Source organism: Pseudomonas sp. TH04 (assembly GCF_016651355.1).
In the GTDB taxonomy this organism is placed as follows: Bacteria; Pseudomonadota; Gammaproteobacteria; order Pseudomonadales; family Pseudomonadaceae; genus Aquipseudomonas; species Aquipseudomonas fluorescens.
On record NZ_JAEKEA010000001.1, the window covers coordinates 3524324 to 3546852 of the forward strand.

The following is a 22529-nucleotide window of genomic DNA, read 5'->3' on the forward strand; positions in this document are numbered from 1 at the left end:
TCAGGCCTCCGATACAGGTTGAGTGAGCCCGGCCGCGACTGCCAGTTGCCACAAGCCGCGCTCGGTGGCTTCCTGCGCCAGGCTGACCGGGGCGAAACCGCACAGCGCGAGGGCGCGTTGGTAGCGGGCGCAGAGCGGTGCGGCGCCGACTAGGACGATGGGTTGGTGTTTCGCCTGGCGCGGCAAACCGGCGAGTTCATGGCCAATGAGCAGGCCGGACAGATAATCCGGTTGCTGTTCGGGTGCCAGTTGCGCGGTCAAGCCCAGGGTGCGCGCGCTGAACAGCGTCGAGAGCACGCCACGTTGGCCATCTGCTGATAACGCCACGTTCACGCCGCGATCAAATGCCTCGGCCTGGAAGTGTTCGGATGTTTTTTGAGTACGCCCGAGGAGGCTGTGCTTGCTCAGCACCGCGAACAGCTCGCCGGTCATGAAGGTGTCGAAATGAGTGATGCAGCCGCCTTTCACCTCGACCCATTTGGAATGACTGCCGGGCAGACCAATCAGGACCTCGGCCTCAAGGCCTTGCAGCACGCCCAGCACTTGGGTTTCTTCGCCGCGCATCACATTGGGCAAGCCGACCTGTTCGATCACGCCAGGCACGATATGCACATCCACCCCGCGCAGGCTGCGCACTGTGTGGAGCGCCTGGCCCAGGCTGGCGACATCGACTGGCGTATTGCGATAGGCCGCCTCGCTCCAACCCTGGGCGCTGCCCACCATGCCGCAGGCGATCACCGGCAAGTTGGGTTCGGCGTCGAGCCAGTCGCCGCAGGCGGCATCGAACGCCAACTCGAAGCCATCGCTGCAGCGAACGCCGGCAATCTCCCGCGGCTCAGTGGGCAGGTGCATGATGCCGAATGCCAGCGAGCGCTGTTCCAGCACCTCGCCGGCCGGCCCGAGTTTATAAGCACGAAGGGAGCTGGTCCCCCAGTCGAGCGCGATCAATTGCGCCTGCATCGCTTCACCTGAAATGAGTGGGTGCTGAAAAAAGCAGATGGGCGAATATAAACCTATGGCTGGCGAGATCTCAATATATAAATAACAGTCCCATATATTGGGTAATCATGAAAAAAATCCCGTCGCCTTTGCACAAGGGAACGGGATTTGTTTGGACACTGGTTAAAAAACAGACAGGTCCAGCGCGCGCATTGCGCCCATCCAGATCGCGTAATCGGTGTGGTCCTTCAAGTCATCGCCGGTCTCAGGGTGCAGAAACACCACCAGGCCTTCGCGATGCAACGCCAACCACGGCAGCACGACGCCGATGTACTCCGGCTCGAATGCCAGTTGGCAGCTCCAGTCAGGGTGCGGGCCCACTGGCCGTTCGTGCACACGGCCCATGCGCAGCGGGAACAGGCGCGCCGCGTCTTCGCACAGGTTGCGCGCCTGGCCGATAGTGCTGGCGTCGAAGTAGATATGGGCGTGGTAGCCCTTGATACGTTGCATGGAGAAATCCGCATCCAGTAGGCCCCGATCCTAGACCGCAATCGACGGCAGGGCCAGCCCGGTCAACGATTGCGCGCTGCTGGCTTGCTCGGCCACCAGCCAGTCGACAAAGCGCTCGACTAACTGACCGCGGCGCTTTCGCTGGGGCTGCACCACGTAATAGCCAAAACGCGAGATCACCGTGTCGGTGATCGGTCGGCACAGCCAGTTCTGTTCCAGCAGGTTATCCACCAAATGGCGCCAGCCGATGGCCACGCCCTGGCCAGCAATCGCGGCCTGGATCAGCAGGGTGTAGTTGTCGAAGCGTAATTGGCCAGGGGTGGGCACGGCGGTGATGCCCAGCTCGCGAAACACGCCGCTCCAGTCGAACCACTGGCTGTTGTTTTCCTGGCGCAGGTGCAACAGGGGATAGTCCGGCAAGGTCTGCACGGTCAACGCGGTGGCCTGGTCCTTCAGCCATTGCGGGCTGCACACCGGGAACACTTCCTCATTGAACAGCCAAAGACTGTCGCCCTGCTTGAAACGACCGTCGCCGAACAACACTGCCACGTCGATATCGCTGCGCAAGGTGGCGTGGTTGCGCTCGCTGGTGACCAGGCTCACGTCAACGTGTGGGTTGGCCTGGTGGAAGCGATGCAGGCGCGGCATCAGCCAGTAGGCGGCAAAGGCAAAGTCGGTGGCCACTTGCAGCACTTCATGCTGGTCCTGTTGAGTGATCGCGCTGAGGCCCGAATTGATCGCCTGCAAGCCGCCCTGGACGTGCTCGAACAACAGCGCGCCAGCGTCGGTCAGTTCGATGCCGCGGTAGATGCGATCAAACAGGCGGATCGCCAGCTGTTCTTCAAGGCGCTTGATTTGCTGGCTGATGGCCGGCTGAGTGGTGCCCAATTCCATCGCGGCGGCGGTGAAGCTGCGATGGCGTGCCGCCGCTTCGAAAGCGCGCAGCAGGTCGAGGGATAAATCGCCGAGGGCTTCATACATAAGCTGTGCTTATCCTAGACATTGCTTTTCATGGGCTTTACCCCATTTTCCATGGGCTGCATGCTCATTCGCATAAACACCGCCTATGGAATGCCGAAGACTCATGAAGCGCAAGAACATTCTTTTCATCATGGCCGATCAAATGGCCGCGCCGATGCTTCCGTTCTACGGACCTTCCCCGATCAAGCTGCCCAACCTGAGCCACCTCGCCGAACAGGGCGTGGTGTTCGACGCTGCTTATTGCAACAGCCCGTTGTGTGCGCCGTCGCGTTTCACCCTGGTCAGTGGCCAGTTGCCGAGCAAGATTGGCGCCTACGACAACGCGGCGGATTTCCCCGCCGATGTGCCGACTTACGCCCATTACTTGCGTCGCCTGGGCTACCGCACCGCGTTGTCCGGCAAAATGCACTTTTGCGGGCCAGACCAACTGCACGGTTACGAAGAACGCCTGACCAGTGACATCTACCCCGCCGACTATGGCTGGGCGGTGAATTGGGACGAGCCGGACGTGCGCCCCACCTGGTATCACAACATGTCTTCGGTGCTGCAAGCCGGCCCGTGCGTGCGCACCAACCAGCTGGATTTTGACGAAGAGGTGGTGTTCAAGGCCCAGCAGTATTTGTTCGACCATATTCGTGAAGACGGCGACCAGCCGTTCTGCCTGACCGTGTCGATGACTCACCCACATGACCCGTACACGATTCCCAAACCGTTCTGGGACCTGTACGACGACAGCGACATCCCATTGCCTACGACGCCAGCCCAGGCCGACCTCGACCCGCACTCCCAACGCCTGCTCAAGGTGTATGACCTGTGGGACAAGCCGCTGCCGCTGAACAAGATCCGTGATGCCCGCCGCGCCTACTTCGGCGCATGCAGCTATATCGACAGCAACGTCGGCAAACTCCTGCAAACCCTGCAAGACACCGGGCTGGCCGATGACACCATCATCATCTTCTCCGGCGACCACGGCGACATGCTCGGCGAGCGCGGCCTCTGGTACAAAATGCACTGGTTTGAAATGGCCGCCCGCGTGCCGCTGCTGGTCAGTGCGCCAGGCCAGTTTGCCGCTGGCCGCGTGTCTCGGGCCGTGTCGACGGCCGACCTGTTGCCGACACTGGTGGAACTGGCCGGCGGTGAACTGGACCCGCGTTTGCCGCTGGACGGCCGCTCACTGGTCCCGCACTTGCAGCGGCTGGGCGGGCACGACGAAGTGTTCGGTGAATACATGGCCGAAGGCACCATCAGCCCGCTGATGATGATTCGCCGTGGCACTTACAAGTTCATCTACAGCGAGGACGATCCGTGCCTACTGTTTGATGTACGCAACGACCCGCACGAGCGGGAAGACCTCAGCCAATCACCGGAACACCGGCCACTGTTCGAGGCGTTTTTGCGTGAGGCGCGGGCCAAATGGGACATCCCGGCGATCCACCAGCAGGTGCTCGCCAGCCAACGCCGTCGTCGCCTGGTATTTGAGGCGCTGACCCAGGGCAAGCTGAAGAGCTGGGACCACCAGCCACTGGTAGACGCCAGTCAGCAATACATGCGCAACCATATCGACCTCGACGATCTGGAGCGCAAGGCACGTTATCCACAACCCTGCCAAAACCAATAAAACTGAGGGGAAGGCCATGCAAAAGTTATCCACCGTGTTGAGCGTTGCACTGCTGGCGTTGAGCAGCGCCGGCGCCTATGCCGACTCAAGCTGCGATACCGTGAAGATGGCCGATCCGGGCTGGAGCGATATCGCCGCCACCAATGCCATCACCGGTTTTCTGTTGAACGGCATGGGCTACAAGGCCAAGGTCGACACCCTGGCGGTGCCGATTACGTTTGGCGGTCTCAAGGACGGCCAGGTGGATGTGTTCCTGGGTAACTGGATGCCGGCGCAGCAGGGCTTCTATGACAAGTTCGTGGCCAATGGCGACGTGGTGCAACTGGCGAAAAACCTCGACGGCACCGAGTTCACCCTCGCCGTCCCGGACTATGTGTGGGACGCCGGGGTGCATGACTTTGCTGACTTGAACAGGTTTGCGGATAAGTTCGACAAAAAGATCTACGGCATCGGCTCCGGCGCGCCGGCGAATATCTCGCTGCAGGAGATCATCAAGAAGAACGACTTCGACCTGGGCCAGTGGAAGCTGATCGAGTCGAGTGAGCAGGCGATGCTGGCTGAGGTGTCGCGCGCGGTGAAGAAACAGCGCTTCGTCACCTTCCTCGGCTGGACACCGCACCCGATGAACGTGCAGTTGAAAATGCATTACCTCAAGGGTGGCGAGAAGTACTTCGGTGACAAAGGCAGCGTGTTTACTCTGACCCGCAAGGGTTATGCACAGGCCTGCCCGAATGTCGGGAAGCTGCTGACCAACCTGAGTTTTACCCAGGACATGGAAAACAGCATCATGGCTGAGGTGGCCAATAACAAGGTCAGCAATGCCGACGCGGCGAAGGCGTGGATCAAGGCGAATCCGGCGGTGCTGGATAAATGGCTCGATGGCGTAAAAACCGTGGATGGCCAGGATGCGTTAGCGGCGGTAAAAGCCAAACTCTAATGCCAAACGCTAATCCCTGTGGGAGCTGGCTTGCCTGCGATAGCATCACCGCGGTGTATCGGTATTACCGAGGTGCCTGGATCGCAGGCAAGCCAGCTCCCACACACCCCCGCTCCCACAGGGGTCGGTGTGGACTGATACTCTGAGCCAACCCTTTCGACCGAGTTTGCGATGCCCCGGCTCAACCGCCATACACTCTTGCCCTTCCTCGCCTGGCTCCCGCGCCAAACCCGCGCCAGTGTCGGCCGGGATGCGATGGTCGGCCTCAGCGGCGCGGTACTCGCGCTGCCGCAGTCGATTGCCTACGCGCTGATCGCCGGTCTCCCACCCGAATACGGCTTATACGCCGCGATTATTCCGGTGCTGATCGCCTGCCTCTGGGGCTCCTCCTGGCACCTGATCTGTGGCCCGACGGCGGCGATTTCCATCGTGCTCTACGCCAGTATCAGTCCATTGGCCGTGCCGGGGTCGCAGGACTACATCACCTTGATCCTGTTGCTGACCTTCCTCGCCGGCGTTTTCCAGTGGTTGTTGGGCATGCTGCGCTTCGGCGCGCTGGTGAATTTCGTCTCCCATTCCGTGGTGCTGGGTTTCACCCTGGGGGCTGCCGTGGTGATTGCATTGGGGCAGTTACCCAACCTGCTGGGGCTGGAGTTACCAAGCGAGGCCACGGCGATCAATAGCCTGTTGGCGCTGATCAACCATGCTGGCGAGTGGGACCATGCCTCACTCGCCCTTGGCTTGGGCACCTTGCTGGTGGGCGCATTGCTCAAGTACCTGATGCCACGCTGGCCCACGCTATTGATCGCTCTGTCTCTGGGCAGCCTGGCCGCGTGGCTGTGGCCGACGATGTTTGGCCAGGTGGCGCTGGTCAGTTCGTTCGTGGGCAAACTGCCGCCATTCAGCCCATTGCCGATGGACCTGGATATGCTCCTGCGCCTGCTGCCCAGCGCCGTGGCGGTGGGCATGCTGGGGCTGGTGACGAGCCTGTCGATTGCCCGTTCGCTGTCGGCGCGCTCGCAGCAGTTACTCGACGCCAATCAGGAAGTCCGGGCGCAGGGTTTATCCAATATCGTCGGCGGATTTTTCTCTGGCTACTTGTCAGCCGGTTCCTTTACGCGTTCCGGCCTCAGCTACGAGGCAGGCGCGTGTTCGCCCTTGGCAGGTGTGTTTTCGGCCGCGTGGGTGGCGCTGTTTGCGCTGTTCGGCGCGGCGTTGATCGCGCACATTCCGATTCCCAGCATGGCCGCGAGCATCCTGTTGATCTGCTGGGGCCTGGTGGACCACCGCGGCATTCGCGCATTGTTTCGCGTGAGCCGGGCCGAGTTTGTGGTGATGAGCCTGACCTGCGTGGCCACCTTGCTGCTGGAGCTACAAACAGCGATTTACGCGGGGGTGCTGGCGTCGCTGTTTTTCTACCTCAAACGCACGTCGCAACCACGGGTTCAGCAATGGCGTGACGGTGACGAGGATGTATTGCGGGTCGGCGGCTCGATTTTTTTTGGCGCCAGCCATTACCTGCAAGTACGCCTGCAAAGCCTGCAAGGCGAGCGGGTGGTGATCGAGGCGCAACAGATCAACTTTATCGACTATTCCGGGGTGGAAATGTTGCACCAGGAGGCGCGGCGTTTGCACAGAGCGGGACGTAGCCTGACGTTGCGTCGAGCCAGGCCGCAGGTAGTGGAAGAATTAAAGAAATTGGAAGGGGCCGACAACTGCCCCATCCATTTTGAAGAATAAACACGGTTAAGACTGTGGGAGCGGGCTTGCTCGCGAATGCGGTGGCTCAGTTAAGTAATTATTGACTGACACACCGCTTTCGCGAGCAAGCCCGCTCCCACACTGACTGTGCCCACATTCGCTTTGTGTCAGGCCAACTGCCTACGCAACTCAGCCAACACCGGCGCCGAATCCGGGCGCACACCGCGCCACAGGAAAAAGGCTTCTGCGGCCTGCTCCACCAGCATGCCCAAACCGTCCATCGCCACCGCCGCGCCTTGCTCAGCAGCCCAGCGACAGAACGCGGTCGGTTCCTTGGCGTACATCATGTCGTAGCAGAAGGTCTTGCCCGGCTCGATCAGGCTGCCGGCAATCGGCGGTACATCGCCTGACAGGCTGGCGGACGTGGCATTGATGATCACGTCCACCGGCTCACGCAGCCAGTCGAAACCGCTGGCAGACACCGGGCCCAGGTCGTCGAACAGTTCGGCGAGCAACTCGGCTTTTGCCACGGTCCGATTGGCGATGATCAGCGAGGCCGGTTGCTCAGCCAACAACGGCTCCAGCGCCCCACGTACCGCGCCACCGGCGCCCAGCAGCAGGATACGCTTGCCTTTGAGGCTCAACCCGGCGTTCACCGTCAGGTCGCGCACAAGGCCCGCGCCATCAGTGTTATCGCCAAGCAGGCTGCCATCGGCCAACTGGCTTAAGGTGTTCACCGCGCCGGCGCGCTGGGCGCGTTCGGTCAGGCTGTTGGCCAGGCGATACGCGTCTTCCTTGAACGGCACGGTGACGTTGGCGCCACGGCCTTGCTGAAAAAACTCACGGGCACAGCCGGTGAAATCCTCCAGCGGCGCAAGCAGGGTGCTGTAGTCCAATTGCTCACCGGTTTGCGCGGCGAACATACGGTGAATCAGCGGCGATTTGCTGTGGCCGATGGGGTTGCCGAAGACGACATAACGGTCCATCAGACAGCTGCCTTGGGCGCGGCAATGCCGAGCCAGTCGCGATCTTGCAGGAAGTAATCAGTGAGGCGCGCTTCTTCGCTACCGGCCTCGGCTTTCCAGTCATAGCTCCAGCGCACCTGCGGCGGCAGCGACATCAGGATCGACTCGGTACGGCCGCCCGATTGCAGGCCGAACAGGGTGCCACGGTCATAGACGAGGTTGAACTCGACATAGCGCCCACGGCGGAACTCCTGGAACTGACGCTGCTGCTCGGTGTAGGCGGCGGCCTTGCGGCGCTGCACGATCGGCAGGTAGGCGTCGATGTAGGCGTCGCCGATGGCGCGGATGAAGGCGAAGCAGGTGTCGAAGTCCCACTCGTTCAAATCATCGAAGAACAGGCCGCCAATACCGCGTGGCTCATTGCGATGCTTGATGTGGAAGTAGGTGTCGCACCAGGCCTTGTAACGCGAGTACACATCCGCGCCGAACGGCGCACAGGCCTGCTCGGCCACGCGGTGCCAATGGATACAGTCTTCTTCATTGCCGTAATACGGCGTGAGGTCGAAGCCGCCACCGAACCACCACACCGGCTCTTCACCTTCTTTTTCGGCGATGAAAAAGCGCACGTTGGCGTGGGACGTCGGCACATGGGGGTTGTGCGGGTGGATCACCAGCGAAACGCCCAGGGCTTCAAACCCACGACCGGCCAGCTCAGGACGATGCGCGCTGGCGGACGGTGGGAGGCCGCTGCCAAACACGTGGGAAAAGTTAACACCGCCTTTTTCGATCACCGAACCGTTTTCGATCACACGGGTGCGACCGCCGCCGCCCGCAGGCCGGGTCCAGGCGTCTTCGATAAAGCGAGTGTCCGTCTCAAAGGTTTCCAGGGCGCTGCAAATACGGTCTTGCAGGTCAAGCAGGTAGGCTTTAACAGCCTCGGTGCGGGTAGTCATGGCATCACCTTGAATCGGGCAAAGCTACGCGAGGCCATTGGGCGTCGGCGGCAAATGGGCGCACAGGATACCACTGCACTCCAGTAAGCCGCAGTTGACGAAGATCAAGCTTAGGAGTCCGATAGAGGGCTACGCAAATGCGACCTCAGGAGAAGTGCAGATGGCCAAACGTATCCAGTTCCGTGCCCATGGCGGCCCCGAAGTACTTGAGTATGTGGACTACACCCCGGCAGAACCAGGCCCTCAGCAGGTTCGCGTGCGTAACGAGGCCATCGGCCTGAATTTTATCGACACCTATTTCCGCAGCGGTCTCTATGCGCCGCCAGCCCTGCCATCGGGCCTGGGTGCAGAAGGCGCCGGTGTGGTGGATGCGGTGGGCAGCGAGGTCACCCAGTTCAAGGTCGGTGACCGCGTGGCCTACGGCAGTGGCCCACTGGGCGCCTACAGCGAGCTGCATGTATTGCCCGCCGCCAACCTGGTGCACTTGCCGGATGACATCAGCTTCGAGCAAGCCGCCGGCGCCATGCTCAAAGGCCTGACCGTGCAGTACCTGCTGCGCCAGACTTACGAGCTGAAGGGTGGCGAGACCATTCTGTTCCATGCCGCTGCCGGTGGTGTGGGCTCCCTGGCCTGCCAATGGGCCAAGGCGTTAGGCGTTAAGTTGATCGGGACCGTGAGCTCCCCGGAAAAGGCCGCCCTGGCCAAATCCCTCGGTGCCTGGGAAACCATCGACTACAGCAAGGAAAACGTCGCACAACGCGTACTGGAATTGACCGACGGCAAGAAAGTGCCTGTGGTGTACGACGGCGTCGGCAAGGACACCTGGCTGACCTCGCTGGACAGCGTGGCGCCGCGTGGGCTGGTGGTGAGTTTTGGGAATGCGTCGGGCGCGGTAGACGGGGTGAACCTGGGCATTCTGGCCGCAAAGGGCTCGCTGTACGTCACTCGGCCGACCTTGGCGACCTATGCCAGCAATCCAAAAGACTTGCAGACCATGGCCGATGACCTGTTCTCGATGATCAAGAGCGGCAAGGTGCGCATTGATATCAACCAGCGGTTTTCGCTGGCCGAAGCGGCGAAGGCGCAGACGGAATTGTCAGGGCGACGCACGACGGGGTCGACCATTCTGTTGCCGTAAGGCGATTGATCTACTGAGGCGGTGAGGGCCTCATCACCGCCAAGCCCGCTGCCACATTTTGATCGGATTCCAACTGAAGGAACGCGATCGAATGTGGCAGCGGGCTTGCTCGCGAAGGCCGCACCTCAATCTTAAGAAGGCCGCACAACCTCGCCTGTCGCCAAATCGCGAATCAGGCTTGGGTTCTTGCGCCCACCCAGGGCGCCACCCAATACCCGATCAACCTGGCCACGGAAATACTGCTCCACACGAAGCCGCGTGCGCGCTGCCGGGCGGCCCTGCGGGTTGGCCGACGTGGAAATCAGCGGCCCGACCAATGAGCATAAATCCCTTACCAGCGGATGATCGCTGACCCGCAAGGCGACGGTGTCATGCACACCTGTGACCCATTCAGGCAGCAAGTCCTGATGGGGGACCAACCAGGTATTCGGCCCAGGCCAAGTGCTGGCCATGCGCTCGATCCAAGTGTCCGGGAAATCTTCAAAGAGAAAATCGAACTGGCGAATATTGTCCGCCACCAGGATCAGCCCCTTGTCCACTGACCGATTCTTGATCGCCAGCAGCCGGTCCACCGCCTCTTCATTCCACGGGTCGCAGCCAAGGCCCCAGACCGCTTCGGTCGGGTAGGCGATCACCGCGCCTGCGCGAATTTCTCGTGCGGTTTCCAGCACACGCCACCTGTTGACCATTGCTCACTCTCCGAACTAAAGCTCTGCGCAGTTTACCGATGTTCTTTACAAAACCTAGCAGCGCGCAAGCCACCGCCCGCTTTCGCAGATGACCTGGCCTTCGAGCTCCAGCTCGGTAAGGGTCGCCAGCACGTGGGACAAGGGCCGCCCGCTGGCAATCGCCAGGGCCTCGCTGGTGTGAGGCGCGGCATGCAGCAGCGCCACCAGCGGGTGCGTCACCGGCAGCGGTGCCGGGCGAGACAAGGCCTGCCAGCCGCGCAACCCGTCAAGAATATGCTCGATGGATTCCACCAACGTCGCACCATCGCGAATCAACTGATGACAGCCCTTGGCCCCCGGATGATGGATGGAGCCGGGGATCGCGTACACCTCACGCCCCTGCTCGGCAGCGAGCTTTGCTGTGATCAGCGAGCCGCTGGCCATGCTGGCCTCCACCACCAGCACCCCCAGCGACAGGCCACTGATGATCCGGTTGCGCCGGGGAAAGTTAGCGGCCTGGGGCGCGGCGCCCAGTGGAAACTCGGAAACCACCGCACTCCCTTGGGCAATCATCGCGGCTGCGAGCCGCCGGTGGCGCTGTGGATAAAAATTTTCCAGGCCGGTGCCAAGCACGCCGATTGTCTGCCCGCCGACATCCAATGCAGCTTGATGCGCAGCGCCGTCAATGCCCAGGGCCAACCCGCTGGTGATGACAAAACCGGCGCTCGCGAGGCTGCGGGAAAAGGCGGCGGCGGTGTCCAGCCCGGGCCTGGAAGCGCGCCGACTGCCGACCATGGCCAACTGCGGTTTCTCCAGGATTTTGGGGTCGCCGGCGACGAACAATAACGGCGGGGCGTCGTCAATCTGCGCAAGCAAGGCAGGGTAATCAGGTTGGTCCCACATCAGTAAATGCTGGGCGGGATGCTCCAACCACGCGAGCGCGTCACTGGCGCTGTCACGGATTTGCGGGCTGCGTCGGGCATCCGCGCTGGCAGGCGGCAACCCGAGGGAGCGCCAGGCACTGGCAGGCGCGCTGATAGCCTTTGAGGCAGAGCCGAATGCCTCGATCAACACGCGAAAACGCTTGGGACCCAGTTCTGGCAGCCTGTGCAAGCGTAGTCGGGCTTCCAGTTCTGACGGGGAAATTTCATCGCTGTTTGTCGGATACATTTGATCATCCTTGATCGGAACAAGCTGTGGATAACTCTGTTGGTAACTTATTTAGCAGGCTATTTATTGTGTTTGTTGGGCAGTCTCAAAACGGTCCAGCACCGCCAGCGACCTTGAAGCGCTGAGTACCAGGCCATAACTGAGCTTTTCATAGGTGCGGAACACCTGCAGGGTGCCGGCGCGCTCATCAGGCAGTTTCGTCAAAGCGCCGGTGAGGACATCCCTTACGGTCGCGCCCAGCTTGATCACCGTGAGCAGTTGGCCTTCGACCAGGCCGTCGCGGCGGCCCTTGTTCAAGGTGACGGCGTCCAACACGCCGATCTGGGTCACGCCTTTGGGGACGTCGATGATATGCCCTTTGATCAAGGCACCGGGGTGCGGCGGGGTTTGCAGCCGGGCCAGCTCGACGCCAGGTTCGGCGCGCAGCAATCGGTCGCCTGGGCGGACCTCCTGGGTCACTCGTTGTACTGCGAGGGTGCTCAGGTCACCGGCCGTCAAAAAACGTGCGGTGCCGATGTCATCGGCGTTAACCCCCAGCTGCTCCTGGGTGTTCGGGTCGGTGTAAACCTTGCCGCGGCGAAAGATTCCATAATTTGGCTGGGCCGGGTCCAGGTGGCCTCTGGCGTGCACACGTTCGCCACTGGCCCCCAACACTCGACCCGCCTCAGCCGCGACAATATAAGGCGCGTTATCCAGATCCTGAGGGGTATCGAGGATGCGGTTATGCAGCAAAAAGCGCTGCATGGCCTGTTGCGCCGCCTGATTCAGGCGCTGTTCGGGCGGTGTCAGCAGCGCCAGGGTGAGCGGCGCCCATAGCAGCAAGACGAGTAGCGATTTCCTCATGGGGTGAATCTCCTTTATTATGTACGTTCGCGTGAAATGCCATAGCCTTCGCGGCTTTCGAACCTTTCACACCGGCTGTCTGGGTCCATCCCAACGCCGATTTGCCTCTACCTCACATGTGCAGCAATTACGCTTATGGCTATTTTGAACATCCTCGAATTCCCCGACTCGCGCCTGCGCACGATCGCCAAACCGGTGGCCGTAGTGGACGACAAGGTTCGTCAGTTGGTCGATGACATGTTTGAAACAATGTATGAAGCTCCGGGCATCGGCCTCGCCGCGACCCAGGTCAACGTGCATCAGCGTGTCGTGGTCATGGACCTGTCAGAAGATCGCAGCGAGCCTCGGGTGTTTATCAACCCCGAGTTCGAACCGCTGACCGACGAGATGGGTGAATACCAGGAGGGCTGCCTCTCGGTGCCGGAGTTCTACGAGAACGTCGAACGCCCGGTGCGCGTGAAGATCAAGGCCCTGGACCGCGACGGCCAGCCCTACGAGCTGATCGCAGAGGGCCTGCTGGCGGTGTGCATTCAGCACGAATGCGACCACCTCAACGGCAAACTGTTTGTCGATTACCTGTCCACGCTTAAACGCGACCGGATCAAGAAGAAGCTGGAAAAAAAGCATCGCCAGCAAGCTTGATGCCCTTCTTCCAAAGGCTTGCTACGGCAAGCCTTTTTCTTTTGTGACTGTTTTTAACCGAGAACTCCGATGACCGAGCCACTGCGCATTGTTTTTGCCGGCACTCCTGAATTTGCCGCCGAACACCTGAAGGCCCTGCTTGCCAGCCCTTATGAGATCGTCGCGGTGTACACCCAGCCGGATCGTCCGGCCGGTCGCGGGCAAAAACTGATGCCAAGCCCGGTCAAGCAGCTGGCGCTTGAGCACAACATTCCGGTGCTGCAACCACCGACCCTGCGCAACACCGATGCCCAGGCGGAACTCGCCGCATTGCAGCCGGACCTGCTGGTGGTCGTGGCCTATGGCTTGATCCTGCCTCAGGCGGTGCTGGATATTCCGCGCCTGGGTTGCATTAACAGCCATGCCTCGCTGCTGCCGCGCTGGCGCGGTGCGGCGCCGATCCAGCGCGCCGTGGAAGCCGGTGACAGTGAAAGCGGCGTGACCGTGATGCGCATGGAGGCAGGTCTGGACACTGGCCCGATGCTGCTCAAAGTCACCACCCCGATCACCCGTGAAGACACCGGCGGCAGCTTGCACGACCGCTTGGCCGAGATGGGCCCGCCCGCCGTGGTACAGGCCATCGCCGGCCTGGCTGCCGGCACTCTGGAAGGCGAAGTGCAGGACGACAGCCTCGCCACCTATGCGCACAAACTGAACAAAGACGAAGCCCGTATCGACTGGAGCCGCCCGGCCGTGGAGCTGGAGCGCCTGGTACGCGCCTTCAACCCGTGGCCAATTTGCCACAGCACCCTTAATGGCGAAGCCTTGAAAGTATTGGCCGCCACCTTGGCTGACGGCAAAGGCGCTCCCGGTGAAGTCATCGGTGCCAGCAAGGAAGGCCTGCTGGTCGTGTGCGGTGAGCAAGCGTTGTGTCTGACGCGTCTGCAATTGCCCGGTGGTAAGGCGCTTAACTTCAGCGATTTGTTCAACAGCCGCCGTGAGAAGTTTGCGCTGGGCACGGTTCTCGGGGCGGTCGCTCAATGAACCCGCGTCTGGCCGCCGCCAAGGCCCTCGCCGCCGTCCTCAACGGCAAGGCTTCGTTGAACAGTTCGCTGCCTACGCAGATGGATAAAGTCGAAGACCGCGATCGCGGCTTCACCCAGGACCTGGCGTTTGGCACGGCCCGCTGGCAGCCACGCTTGTCGGCGCTCGCGGCCAAGCTGCTGCAAAAGCCATTCAAGGCAGCCGATGCCGATGTGGAAGCGCTGCTGCTGGTCGGCCTCTATCAGTTGCTCTACACCCGCGTACCGGCTCATGCCGCCATCGGTGAAACCGTCGGTTGCGCCGACAAACTGAAAAAGCCCTGGGCCAAAGCCCTGCTCAATGCCGTGCTACGCCGCGCCCAGCGCGAGAGCGAAGCGCTGCTGGCTGAACTGGAACACGACCCGGTGGTGCGTACTGCCCATCCGCGCTGGCTGCAAAAGTCCTTGAAAGCCTTCTGGCCTGAACAATGGGAAGCCATTTGCGCGGCCAACAATGCACATCCTCCGATGATTTTGCGGGTTAACCGCCGTCATCACAGCCGTGACGCGTACCTGCAATTACTGACTGACGCAGGCATTAATGCCTCGCCGTGTATGTACAGCGTCGATGGCATCGTGCTGGAAGCCGCCGCCGACGTCCGCAGCCTGCCGGGCTTTGCCGAAGGCTGGATCAGCGTGCAGGACGAAGCTGCGCAACTGGCCGCCGACCTGCTCGACCTGGCACCGGGCCAGCGCGTACTCGACGCCTGCTGCGCACCGGGCGGCAAGACCTGTCACATACTGGAGGTCGAAAAAGACCTCGCTGGCGTGGTCGCCGTCGACCTGGAAGCCAAGCGCCTGGTACGCGTGCGCGAAAACCTCGCGCGCCTTGGCCTGAGTGCCGACCTGATCGCCGCCGACGGCCGCGACACGGCCGCCTGGTGGGACGGCAAACCGTTCCAGCGCATCCTGCTGGATGCGCCATGCTCCGCCACCGGCGTGATCCGTCGCCACCCGGACATCAAGCTGACCCGTCAGCCCGACGACATCGCCGCCCTGGCGGTGCTGCAAGGCGAGCTGCTCGACGCCTTGTGGCCGACCCTCGACGTTGGCGGCATTCTGCTTTACGCCACCTGTTCCACCTTGCCCACCGAAAACACGCAGGTGATCGAAGCCTTCCTCGCCCGCACCAGCGGCGCGCGCGAGCTGGACCTCGCCACCACGGCCGGCATCAAGCAGCCCCATGGCCGCCAACTGCTTGCACAGGAAGGCGGGCACGATGGCTTCTACTACGCCAAACTGATCAAGATCGCCGCCGCGCGCGGCTGAACGGGTTTAAGGGAGTGACCGGATGAAAATCATCATCCTTGGGGCTGGGCAGGTCGGCGGCACGCTGGCTGAACATTTGGCCAGCGAAGCCAACGACATTACCGTGGTCGACACCGATGCCGAGCGCCTGCGCAACCTGGGTGACCGCCTGGACATCCGCACCGTGCAAGGTCGCGCGTCATTCCCGGCGGTGCTACGCCAGGCCGGTGCCGACGATGCCGACATGCTGGTGGCCGTCACCAACAGCGACGAAACCAACATGGTCGCCTGCCAGGTCGCCCACACTCTGTTCAACACCCCGACCAAGATCGCCCGCGTACGTGAAGGGGCTTATTTGAACCGTGCAGGGCTGTTCGATAACGACGCGATTCCGGTGGACGTGTTGATCAGCCCCGAGCAAGTGGTGACTCACTACATCAAGCGCCTGATCGAAATTCCCGGCGCGTTGCAGGTGATCGACTTTGCCGAGGGCAAGGCGCAACTGGTGGCGGTGAAGGCTTATTACGGCGGTCCGCTGGTGGGCCAGCAACTGCGCCAACTGCGCGAGCACATGCCGAATGTGGAAACCCGCGTAGCGGCGATTTTCCGGCGCGACCGGCCGATTCTGCCCCAGGGCGATACGGTGATCGAAGCCGACGACGAAGTCTTTTTCATCGCCGCCAAAGCCAATATTCGCGCGGTGATGAGCGAAATGCGCCGCCTGGATGAAACCTACAAGCGCATCGTCATCGCCGGCGGCGGGCAGATCGGCGAGCGTTTGGCGGAGGCGATCGAAAGCCGCTACCAAGTCAAGATCATCGAGATGAGCCCGGCACGCTGCCGGCATTTGTCCGACACCCTCGACAGCACCGTCGTACTCCAAGGCAGCGCCTCGGACCGCGACCTGTTGATGGAAGAGAACATCGCCGATGCCGATATCTTCCTGGCCCTGACCAACGATGACGAGGCCAACATCATGTCGTCCCTGCTGGCCAAACGGCTGGGGGCCAAGAAGGTGATGACCATCATCAACAACCCGGCCTATGTCGACCTGATCCAGGGCGGCGATATCGATATCGCTATCAGCCCGCAGCTGGCCACCATCGGCACGTTGCTCACCCACGTGCGCCGCGGCGATATCGTCAGCGTGCACTCCCTGCGCCGAGGCGCGGCGGAAGCCATTGAGGCGATTGCCCACGGCGATTCAAAATCGAGCAAAGTCATCGGCAAGGCCATCCGCGATATCGGCCTGCCGCCGGGCACCACCATCGGCGCAATCATTCGTGACGAAGAGGTGCTGATCGCCCACGACGATACGGTGATCGCCACGGGTGACCATGTGATTCTGTTTCTGGTGGATAAAAAACATATCCGCGATGTGGAGAAACTGTTCCACGTGGGGTTGAGCTTTTTCTGATCAACACACTCAGCGGAGCCTGCCGCCGCCATCGCGGGCAAGCCTCTCCCACAGGTGATCATGATGCTGCTATGGGAGCGGGTTCGCCCGCGATGCGTTATTGAAAACCCTACCTAGCTAAAGGATCCACAGCCATGCTCGAATCCCTCGAAAAAATGCTCGCCAAGGGTGTGGATAATTCACTGCTGCGCTTTGGCTTGGGCAAGGGTTATCTGGACGCAAAGGAAAACGCCAAGGCGGCGGAGCACCTGCAAAAATGCGTCGAGTTCGACCCGAAGTATTCGGCGGCGTGGAAGTTGTTGGGCAAGGCGCAGCAGGGGCTGGGGGATAGTGCAGCAGCACGGCAGGCGTGGGAAAAGGGTATCGAAGCGGCCCTGGCGCATGGCGACAAGCAGGCCGAGAAAGAGATGACGGTGTTTCTGAAAAAACTCGATCGCCAAGCCTAAGCGGATCCAAAATGTGGGAGCGGGCTTGCTCGCGAAGGCGTCGTGTCAGTCACTTAATGTGTGTCTGTTACACCGCATTCGCGAGCAAGCCCGCTCCCACACTAGTTTTGCATCGACCGTAAGTCAGTCGTAAATCAATACCACCGCGCCTCACCGGGCGGGCGTTTCTTGAAGCGTTTCATGCTCCACATGTACTGGCTCGGATACGCGCCGACATAGCGCTCCACCACCTTGCTCATCGCCGCGCAGGAGGTGGCGGTGTCGGTGCTGTACATATCTTCCGGCGCCGCTTCCAAAATCACTTTGTAACCCGAGCCGTCCGGCAGTCGCAGGGCATGCAGGAACACGCCCACGGCTTTGTGGCCCGCGAGCATGTTAGGCACGAACTTGCTGGTCAGCGCCTGGGTCGCAAAGAACGGCACGAAGATGCCTGCCGATTCCGCCGGTTCCGGGTCGGCGGGAATGCCGACCTGGCCACCTTTGCGCACTTCCTTGATGACACTGAGAATGCCTTCCTTGGTCGACGCGGCTACTCGGTTACCCAGCTGAACCCGCTGCTTGCGCAACAATTCGTCGACCGCTTTCAGCTTTGGCGGCCGGTAGAAGATGATCGGTTTGCACTGGCTGCAATAGAAGTGGTTCAACACTTCCCAGTTGCCCAGGTGACTGGTGATGCCGACCACGCCTTTGCCCGAGGCCAATGCTGCATGCAGCACTTCCAGGCCTTCGACTTCACGTACCAGGTCGATGGAGCGCTGGGCGGGCCAGATCCAGGCGCAGGCGCTTTCAGTCAGGGACTTGCCGATATCCATGAGGCTCTGGCCGACCAGGCGCTCACGTGCGACCGGGTCCATGTCCGGGAAGCACTTGGAGAGGTTGATCCGTACCGTGTCGCGGGAACGGTTGGGGGTTTTCCACATGATCCAGCCAATCGCCGTGCCGACCGCTTGAACCGCGCGCCAGGGCAATAGGGCAAACAACCGAAGAGCGCCTACCAGCAAGGCGCCTTTAAACTTTTCCACAGGTCACTCCTGATCGTGTGTGGTGCGCAAAGCCGCCATTCTAACCGGCGTTGGCCAAGTCCGCGTAACGGTCGCAGTCTTGAGTGTGGTCCATGACCATGCCCGAGGCCTGCATGAACGCGTAGCAAATGGTCGGCCCGACGAACGTGAAACCGGCTTTTTTCAAGGCTTTGCTCATGGCTTCAGCCTCTGGCGTAATGGCCGGGACTTGGCTGCGATCCTTGAAGTGATTGACCTTGGGCGCGCCGCCGACAAACGACCAGAGCACGCCCACCGGGTCTTCAAGGGCCAGCCAGGCTGCGGCGTTGCGGCGGGTGGCGTTGAGCTTCAGGCGGTTACGCACAATGCCAGGGTCGAGCATCAGTGCGTCGATTTCAGCATCGGTCAGGCGTGCCAAACGCTGGGCATCAAAGCCGAACAAGACCTTCCGATAATGCTCGCGTTTGCGTAAAACGGTGATCCAGGAAAGGCCCGCCTGGAACCCTTCGAGCAAAAGCAACTCGAACAGACCCTGCGCATCGCGCAGCGGCGTTCCCCACTCCTGATCGTGATAAGCCATGTACAGCGGATCTTCAGAACACCAAAAGCAGCGTGGCATAAGGCTCCAGGGGATGGTGGCGCGGCCGAATCGGGTATACTCCCGCTCTTTAAATCGCAGCCCAAGTAACAGGTGAATTTCGTGAGCCAGCCTACGCCAGCCGTGCGTACCTTCCAAGACTTGATCCTCGCCCTCCAGCAGTACTGGGCCGAGCAAGGTTGTGTGGTACTTCAGCCCTACGATATGGAAGTAGGCGCCGGCACTTTCCACACCGCTACATTCCTGCGGGCCATCGGCCCGGAAACCTGGAACGCCGCTTATGTGCAGCCCAGTCGTCGCCCGACTGACGGCCGCTACGGCGAAAACCCGAACCGTCTGCAGCACTACTACCAGTTCCAGGTGGTATTGAAGCCGAACCCGGACAACTTCCAGGAGCTGTACCTGGGCTCGCTGAAACATGTCGGCCTGGACCCACTGGTGCACGACATCCGTTTCGTCGAAGACAACTGGGAATCGCCAACCCTCGGCGCCTGGGGCCTGGGCTGGGAAGTCTGGCTCAACGGCATGGAAGTGACGCAGTTCACTTACTTCCAGCAAGCCGGCGGCATCGAGTGCTACCCGGTGACCGGCGAGATCACTTACGGTCTTGAGCGCCTGGCCATGTACCTGCAAGGCGTGGACTCGGTCTACGACCTGGTGTGGGCTGACGGCCCGTTCGGCAAAGTGACCTACGGCGACGTGTTCCACCAGAACGAAGTGGAGCAGTCCACTTACAACTTCGAACACGCCAACGTCGAGAAGCTGTTCGAACTGTTCGACTTCTATGAAAGCGAAGCCAAGCGCCTGATCGAACTTGACCAGCCGCTGCCGCTGCCGAGCTATGAAATGGTGTTGAAGGCGTCCCATACCTTCAACCTGCTGGACGCCCGTCGTGCCATTTCGGTAACCGCGCGCCAGCAATACATCCTCCGTGTACGCACCCTGGCGCGTTCCGTCGCCCAAGCCTACCTGATGGCTCGCGCCAAGCTGGGCTTCCCGATGGCTACCCCGGACCTGCGTGATGAAGTGTTGGCTAAGCTGGAGGCTGCACAATGAGTGCTCAAGATTTTCTGGTTGAACTGGGCACCGAAGAGCTGCCTCCCAAGGCACTCAATACCCTGGCCGACGCGTTCCTGGCCGGTATCGAAAAAGGCCTGCAGAGCGCCGGCCTGAAATTCGCCGCAAAAAAAGTCTATGCCGCGCCACGCCGCCTGGCCGTGTTGCTGACCGCGCTGGAAACCCAGCAGCCGGACCGCAGCATCAACCTCGACGGCCCGCCGCGTCAGGCCGCTTTTGACGCTGAAGGTAACCCGACCCAAGCGGCCCTTGGCTTCGCCAAGAAGTGCGGCGTCGAGCTGAGCGAGATCGACCAAAGCGGCCCGAAACTGCGTTTCAGCCAGGTCATCACCGGCAAGCCGACTGCCAGCCTGTTGCCAACGATCGTTGAAGACTCGCTGAACGACCTGCCGATCCCCAAGCGCATGCGCTGGGGTGCACGCAAGGAAGAATTCGTACGCCCGACCCAATGGCTGGTGATGCTGCTCGGTGACCACGTCATCGACTGCACCATCCTCGCCCAAAAGGCCGGTCGTGATTCCCGTGGTCATCGCTTCCACCATCCACACGCCGTGCGCATCACCTCGCCCGCCAACTATGCCGCCGATCTGCGCGCCGCTTATGTACTGGCCGATGCCAATGAGCGTCGTGAGCTGATCAGCAAGCGCACCGAAGAACTGGCGCGCCTGCAGGAAGGCACCGCCATCGTGCCGCCAAGCCTGCTCGACGAAGTGACCGCGCTGGTTGAATGGCCGGTGCCGCTGGTGTGCTCGTTTGAAGAGCGTTTCCTCGATGTGCCGCAAGAAGCCCTGATCACCACCATGCAGGACAACCAGAAGTACTTCTGCCTGCTGGATGTGGACGGTAAGTTGCTGCCGCGCTTTATCACCGTGGCCAACATCGAAAGCAAAGACCCCCAGCAGATCATCGCCGGTAACGAGAAAGTCGTTCGTCCGCGCCTGACGGATGCCGAGTTCTTCTTCAAGCAAGACAAGAAGCAGAAGCTCGAAGACTTCAACCAGCGCCTGCAAAACGTGGTGTTCCAGGAAAAACTCGGCAGCGTCTACGACAAGGCGGTGCGTGTTTCCAAACTGGCCGCGTACATTGCGCCGCGTATCGGCGGTGACGCTGCCTGGGCCGCACGTGCAGGGTTGCTGTCCAAGTGCGACCTGGCCACCGAGATGGTCGGCGAGTTCCCGGAAATGCAAGGTGTGGCCGGTTACTACTACGCCCTCAATGACGGCGAGCCGGACGATGTGGCGCTGGCCCTGAACGAGCAGTACATGCCACGCGGTGCCGGTGCTGAACTGCCGACCACCCTGACCGGTGCGGCGGTGGCCATCGCCGACAAGCTGGACACCCTCGTGGGTATCTTTGGTATCGGCATGCTGCCTACCGGCAGCAAAGACCCGTATGCCCTGCGCCGTGCGGCGCTGGGCGTGCTGCGTATCCTGATCGACAAGAAGCTTGACCTCGACCTGACCCAGGCCGTGGTGTTCGCTGTCGGCCAGTTCGGTGGCAAGGTCAAGCAAGCCGGCCTGGCCGAACAAGTGCTGGAATTCGTGTTCGATCGCTTGCGAGCGCGTTACGAAGACGAAGGCGTGGACGTTTCCGTCTACCTGTCGGTACGTGCCCTGCAGCCAGGTTCGGCGCTGGACTTCGACCAACGCGTACAAGCCGTCCAGGCGTTCCGCAAACTGCCGGAAGCCGGGGCCCTGGCCGCGGTGAACAAGCGTGTGTCGAACCTGCTGAGCAAGGCCGACAACCTCGGGAATGCCGAAGTCGACCCAGGCCTGTTTGCCGACGCCAAGGAGTTCTCGCTGAACTCGGCCATCGCCAAGGCAGAAAACGCAGTGAAGCCGCTGCTCGCCGAACGTAACTACGCCGAAGCACTGGCGCGCCTGGCCACCTTGCGTGAGCCGGTGGATGCGTTCTTCGAAGCGGTGATGATCAATGCCGAGGATGCGGGCGTACGGAAAAACCGCTACGCCATGCTGGCGCGTCTGCGTGGCTTGTTCATCAACATCGCTGACATTTCCGTACTGGGCTGATCATGTTGAAACTGCTGATTCTCGATCGGGACGGAGTGATCAATTACGACTCCGACGCTTACATCAAATCGGTGGCGGAATGGATTCCACTGCCGGGCTCGATCGAGGCCATCGCGCAGTTGAGCAAAGCCGGCTGGACGGTGGCCATCGCCACCAACCAGTCCGGCATCGCCCGCGGTTACTACGACATTGCCACCCTGGACGCCATGCACGCGCGCTTGCGCAGCTTAGTGGCGGCGCAGGGCGGTGAGGTGGGGCTGGTGGTGTACTGCCCCCACGGGCCGGATGAGGGCTGCGAATGCCGCAAACCCAAACCAGGCATGTTGAAAACCATTGCAGAACATTACAACGTGCCCCTGGCTGGGCTATGGTTCGTCGGGGACAGCCTCGGTGACCTGGAGGCTGCCAAAGCCGTCGACTCTCAGCCAGTTTTGGTTAAAACCGGGAAAGGCGAAAAGACCCAGGCGAAAAACCTGCCGGTAGGCACCTTGATTTTTGACGATCTGGCGGCCGTTGCCGCAGAACTTATCAACAACTAGCCGCCCTCGACTTCCTGGCCAAGGACTGTTCGGGCGTGCGCTTTTAA

Annotated in this window: 22 protein-coding genes; 12 read left to right on the top strand and 10 right to left on the bottom strand. The window is 61.3% G+C overall.

Translation table 11 applies throughout. The features are described from left to right. From JFT85_RS15735 to JFT85_RS15745, 3 genes are all read right to left on the bottom strand, one after another. The gene (locus JFT85_RS15735) at window positions 1-960 is read right to left on the bottom strand and encodes a 2-dehydro-3-deoxygalactonokinase (protein ID WP_073638264.1); all 960 of its coding nucleotides are present in this window, start codon (window positions 958-960) and stop codon (window positions 1-3) included. Window positions 961-1122: 162 nt separating this feature from the next. Next, window positions 1123-1449 carry a DOPA 4,5-dioxygenase family protein gene (locus JFT85_RS15740; RefSeq protein WP_073638265.1) on the bottom strand — a complete coding sequence of 109 codons (327 nt, stop codon included), beginning with the start codon at window positions 1447-1449 and terminating at the stop codon, window positions 1123-1125. Between the two features lie 30 nt (window positions 1450-1479). Beyond that, a complete protein-coding gene (locus JFT85_RS15745; RefSeq protein ID WP_169876327.1) occupies window positions 1480-2430 on the bottom strand; it encodes a choline sulfate utilization transcriptional regulator in 951 nt (316 codons plus the stop codon). A 103-nt stretch (window positions 2431-2533) separates the two neighbouring features. On the opposite strand from JFT85_RS15745, the gene betC reads away from it, so the two are divergent. The 3 genes from betC (at window position 2534) to JFT85_RS15760 (ending at window position 6725) form a co-directional block, all read left to right on the top strand. Continuing rightward, window positions 2534-4048 (top strand): choline-sulfatase, encoded by a 1515-nt coding sequence (gene betC / locus JFT85_RS15750; protein ID WP_201230099.1) that lies wholly within the window; start codon window positions 2534-2536, stop codon window positions 4046-4048. Window positions 4049-4064: 16 nt separating this feature from the next. Then, complete coding sequence (gene choX / locus JFT85_RS15755) at window positions 4065-4985, top strand: choline ABC transporter substrate-binding protein (RefSeq protein WP_053253626.1); 921 nt, start codon at window positions 4065-4067, stop codon at window positions 4983-4985. 171 nt (window positions 4986-5156) lie between these two features. After that, the gene (locus tag JFT85_RS15760; protein ID WP_053253625.1) at window positions 5157-6725 is read left to right on the top strand and encodes a SulP family inorganic anion transporter; all 1569 of its coding nucleotides are present in this window, start codon (window positions 5157-5159) and stop codon (window positions 6723-6725) included. A gap of 128 nt (window positions 6726-6853) precedes the next feature. On the opposite strand, the gene aroE is transcribed toward JFT85_RS15760, so the two are convergent. Further along, window positions 6854-7672: a shikimate dehydrogenase gene (aroE, locus tag JFT85_RS15765; protein WP_187602400.1), complete on the bottom strand. Its 819-nt coding sequence runs from the start codon at window positions 7670-7672 to the stop codon at window positions 6854-6856. After that, a complete protein-coding gene (hemF, locus tag JFT85_RS15770) occupies window positions 7672-8604 on the bottom strand; it encodes an oxygen-dependent coproporphyrinogen oxidase (protein ID WP_053253623.1) in 933 nt (310 codons plus the stop codon). The genes aroE and hemF overlap by 1 nt, the downstream gene beginning before the upstream one ends. Window positions 8605-8764: 160 nt before the next feature. Between hemF and JFT85_RS15775 the strand changes: the two genes are divergently transcribed. Continuing rightward, window positions 8765-9742 (top strand): NADPH:quinone reductase, encoded by a 978-nt coding sequence (locus JFT85_RS15775; protein ID WP_053253622.1) that lies wholly within the window; start codon window positions 8765-8767, stop codon window positions 9740-9742. Between the two features lie 131 nt (window positions 9743-9873). Here the strand turns inward: JFT85_RS15775 and JFT85_RS15780 are convergent, their stop codons facing one another. From JFT85_RS15780 to JFT85_RS15790, 3 genes are all read right to left on the bottom strand, one after another. Then, the gene (locus JFT85_RS15780; protein ID WP_053253621.1) at window positions 9874-10431 is read right to left on the bottom strand and encodes an L-threonylcarbamoyladenylate synthase; all 558 of its coding nucleotides are present in this window, start codon (window positions 10429-10431) and stop codon (window positions 9874-9876) included. Between the two features lie 54 nt (window positions 10432-10485). Further along, window positions 10486-11580: a DNA-processing protein DprA gene (gene dprA / locus JFT85_RS15785; RefSeq protein ID WP_201230103.1), complete on the bottom strand. Its 1095-nt coding sequence runs from the start codon at window positions 11578-11580 to the stop codon at window positions 10486-10488. Between the two features lie 63 nt (window positions 11581-11643). After that, window positions 11644-12423 carry a hypothetical protein gene (locus JFT85_RS15790; protein WP_053253619.1) on the bottom strand — a complete coding sequence of 260 codons (780 nt, stop codon included), beginning with the start codon at window positions 12421-12423 and terminating at the stop codon, window positions 11644-11646. A gap of 135 nt (window positions 12424-12558) precedes the next feature. On the opposite strand from JFT85_RS15790, the gene def reads away from it, so the two are divergent. The 5 genes from def (at window position 12559) to JFT85_RS15815 (ending at window position 17237) form a co-directional block, all read left to right on the top strand. Then, a complete protein-coding gene (gene def / locus JFT85_RS15795; protein WP_053253618.1) occupies window positions 12559-13065 on the top strand; it encodes a peptide deformylase in 507 nt (168 codons plus the stop codon). A 69-nt stretch (window positions 13066-13134) separates the two neighbouring features. Then, window positions 13135-14088 carry a methionyl-tRNA formyltransferase gene (fmt, locus tag JFT85_RS15800; protein WP_053253617.1) on the top strand — a complete coding sequence of 318 codons (954 nt, stop codon included), beginning with the start codon at window positions 13135-13137 and terminating at the stop codon, window positions 14086-14088. Next, on the top strand, window positions 14085-15395 hold the full coding sequence (gene rsmB, locus JFT85_RS15805) for a 16S rRNA (cytosine(967)-C(5))-methyltransferase RsmB (protein WP_069551773.1): 1311 nt from the start codon (window positions 14085-14087) through the stop codon (window positions 15393-15395). The genes fmt and rsmB overlap by 4 nt, the downstream gene beginning before the upstream one ends. Window positions 15396-15417: 22 nt before the next feature. Further along, window positions 15418-16791, top strand: coding sequence for a Trk system potassium transporter TrkA (gene trkA, locus JFT85_RS15810; protein ID WP_053253615.1), 1374 nt, complete (start codon window positions 15418-15420; stop codon window positions 16789-16791). A gap of 134 nt (window positions 16792-16925) precedes the next feature. Next, window positions 16926-17237, top strand: coding sequence for a tetratricopeptide repeat protein (locus tag JFT85_RS15815; protein ID WP_053253614.1), 312 nt, complete (start codon window positions 16926-16928; stop codon window positions 17235-17237). Window positions 17238-17371: 134 nt separating this feature from the next. Here the strand turns inward: JFT85_RS15815 and JFT85_RS15820 are convergent, their stop codons facing one another. Beyond that, window positions 17372-18259 (bottom strand): lysophospholipid acyltransferase, encoded by an 888-nt coding sequence (locus JFT85_RS15820; protein WP_053253613.1) that lies wholly within the window; start codon window positions 18257-18259, stop codon window positions 17372-17374. A gap of 40 nt (window positions 18260-18299) precedes the next feature. Further along, complete coding sequence (locus tag JFT85_RS15825) at window positions 18300-18857, bottom strand: DNA-3-methyladenine glycosylase I (protein WP_078827549.1); 558 nt, start codon at window positions 18855-18857, stop codon at window positions 18300-18302. 81 nt (window positions 18858-18938) lie between these two features. Here JFT85_RS15825 and glyQ point away from each other — a divergent pair, with 81 nt between their 5' ends. The 3 genes from glyQ to gmhB are packed head-to-tail and all read left to right on the top strand — an operon-like array spanning window position 18939 to window position 22482. Next, a complete protein-coding gene (gene glyQ, locus JFT85_RS15830; RefSeq protein WP_053253611.1) occupies window positions 18939-19892 on the top strand; it encodes a glycine--tRNA ligase subunit alpha in 954 nt (317 codons plus the stop codon). Beyond that, window positions 19889-21943 (top strand): glycine--tRNA ligase subunit beta, encoded by a 2055-nt coding sequence (gene glyS, locus JFT85_RS15835; RefSeq protein WP_053253610.1) that lies wholly within the window; start codon window positions 19889-19891, stop codon window positions 21941-21943. The genes glyQ and glyS overlap by 4 nt, the downstream gene beginning before the upstream one ends. Further along, complete coding sequence (gene gmhB, locus JFT85_RS15840; RefSeq protein ID WP_169876355.1) at window positions 21943-22482, top strand: D-glycero-beta-D-manno-heptose 1,7-bisphosphate 7-phosphatase; 540 nt, start codon at window positions 21943-21945, stop codon at window positions 22480-22482. Before glyS ends, gmhB begins: the two co-directional genes overlap by 1 nt. Window positions 22483-22529: the final 47 nt, after the last annotated feature.

What these genes read in the sequence shown, in the direction of transcription:
- JFT85_RS15825 (WP_078827549.1), bottom strand. Translation starts at nt 18,857, where the DNA reads ATGCCACGCTGCTTTTGGTGTTCTGAAGATCCGCTGTACATGGCTTAT.
- dprA (WP_201230103.1), bottom strand. Translation starts at nt 11,580, where the DNA reads ATGTATCCGACAAACAGCGATGAAATTTCCCCGTCAGAACTGGAAGCC.
- hemF (WP_053253623.1), bottom strand. Translation starts at nt 8,604, where the DNA reads ATGACTACCCGCACCGAGGCTGTTAAAGCCTACCTGCTTGACCTGCAA.
- JFT85_RS15735 (WP_073638264.1), bottom strand. Translation starts at nt 960, where the DNA reads ATGCAGGCGCAATTGATCGCGCTCGACTGGGGGACCAGCTCCCTTCGT.
- JFT85_RS15745 (WP_169876327.1), bottom strand. Translation starts at nt 2,430, where the DNA reads ATGTATGAAGCCCTCGGCGATTTATCCCTCGACCTGCTGCGCGCTTTC.
- choX (WP_053253626.1), top strand. Translation starts at nt 4,065, where the DNA reads ATGCAAAAGTTATCCACCGTGTTGAGCGTTGCACTGCTGGCGTTGAGC.
- betC (WP_201230099.1), top strand. Translation starts at nt 2,534, where the DNA reads ATGAAGCGCAAGAACATTCTTTTCATCATGGCCGATCAAATGGCCGCG.
- fmt (WP_053253617.1), top strand. Translation starts at nt 13,135, where the DNA reads ATGACCGAGCCACTGCGCATTGTTTTTGCCGGCACTCCTGAATTTGCC.
- rsmB (WP_069551773.1), top strand. Translation starts at nt 14,085, where the DNA reads ATGAACCCGCGTCTGGCCGCCGCCAAGGCCCTCGCCGCCGTCCTCAAC.
- def (WP_053253618.1), top strand. Translation starts at nt 12,559, where the DNA reads ATGGCTATTTTGAACATCCTCGAATTCCCCGACTCGCGCCTGCGCACG.
- JFT85_RS15780 (WP_053253621.1), bottom strand. Translation starts at nt 10,431, where the DNA reads ATGGTCAACAGGTGGCGTGTGCTGGAAACCGCACGAGAAATTCGCGCA.
- JFT85_RS15790 (WP_053253619.1), bottom strand. Translation starts at nt 12,423, where the DNA reads ATGAGGAAATCGCTACTCGTCTTGCTGCTATGGGCGCCGCTCACCCTG.
- glyS (WP_053253610.1), top strand. Translation starts at nt 19,889, where the DNA reads ATGAGTGCTCAAGATTTTCTGGTTGAACTGGGCACCGAAGAGCTGCCT.
- JFT85_RS15775 (WP_053253622.1), top strand. Translation starts at nt 8,765, where the DNA reads ATGGCCAAACGTATCCAGTTCCGTGCCCATGGCGGCCCCGAAGTACTT.
- trkA (WP_053253615.1), top strand. Translation starts at nt 15,418, where the DNA reads ATGAAAATCATCATCCTTGGGGCTGGGCAGGTCGGCGGCACGCTGGCT.
- aroE (WP_187602400.1), bottom strand. Translation starts at nt 7,672, where the DNA reads ATGGACCGTTATGTCGTCTTCGGCAACCCCATCGGCCACAGCAAATCG.
- JFT85_RS15740 (WP_073638265.1), bottom strand. Translation starts at nt 1,449, where the DNA reads ATGCAACGTATCAAGGGCTACCACGCCCATATCTACTTCGACGCCAGC.
- JFT85_RS15815 (WP_053253614.1), top strand. Translation starts at nt 16,926, where the DNA reads ATGCTCGAATCCCTCGAAAAAATGCTCGCCAAGGGTGTGGATAATTCA.
- JFT85_RS15760 (WP_053253625.1), top strand. Translation starts at nt 5,157, where the DNA reads ATGCCCCGGCTCAACCGCCATACACTCTTGCCCTTCCTCGCCTGGCTC.